Source organism: Mycobacterium sp. E3198 (assembly GCF_001667015.1).
Taxonomy (GTDB): domain Bacteria; phylum Actinomycetota; class Actinomycetes; order Mycobacteriales; family Mycobacteriaceae; genus Mycobacterium.
On sequence record NZ_LZIS01000229.1, the window covers coordinates 1 to 868 of the forward strand.

Annotated in this window: 1 pseudogene; it reads left to right on the plus strand. The window is 73.4% G+C overall.

Going from position 1 to position 868, the window contains the following annotated elements:
- Positions 1-443: 443 nt before the first annotated feature.
- Positions 444-821, plus strand: a pseudogene (locus A5673_RS30695) (DUF3060 domain-containing protein); the annotation flags it as partial.
- Positions 822-868 lie beyond the last annotated feature (47 nt).

Genomic DNA, 868 nt, shown 5'->3' on the forward strand with positions numbered 1-868 from the left:
GGCGGCGCTCGAGGCGGCGACCCCGCTGGCCGTGAGCGTCCCCGAGGAACCGGACCTGGCGCTGGCCCGGGGCGCGGCGCTGGCGTCGGCGAACGCGCCGCTGTTCGCGGTGTCGACGGCCGCCCTGGCCTACTCGCTGGACCCCGGCACCGGCGAGGTGAGTCCGCGGGCGCTCAGCCCGACCTACCTCGAGGTTTCCGGCAATGCCCGCCCGGGCGCCCTGGCCTACAGCGCCCTGGAGGATCTGGCCGACGACGAGCAGGGCCAACCGCGCCGGCGCAGGTTCCCCATGCTGGTCGGCAGCGCGCTGGCCAGCATCGCCGCCGTGGCGGCCGGGGTGGTGGTGGTTTCGCTGACGTCGGACGCCCGCCCGGCGCCGCAGGGGACCAGCCCGCACGCCGTCGCCCCGGTCAATCGGGCGCCTGCGCCGCAGGCGCAGGTGCCCGCCCCCAGCCCGCCGTCGCCCGCGCCGACCACCGCGGTGGCCGCGCAGCCCCGGCCCATCGAGCACCCGGACCAGGACCACGGCGCCGTCGACGTCACCCACACCGGCGCCCGGCGCGCGGATCAGCGTCTCGGGCATCAACGAGAATCGAACGATCGCCTGCAACAACAACGTCGTCAGCGTCAGCGGCGTTTCCAACACGGTCGTGATCACCGGCCACTGCACGAGCCTCACGGTGTCGGGCGTTCAGAACGCCATCACCGTCGACTCCGTCGACAGCATCGACGCGTCCGGCTTCAGCAACAAGATCACCTACCACTCGGGCAATCCGAAGATCAGCAACTCCGGCGGTTCCAACGAGGTGCAGCAGGGCTGATCAGCCGCGGCTGACCCTTCTCGCCCTCTCCCACCGCGAGCGTGCGC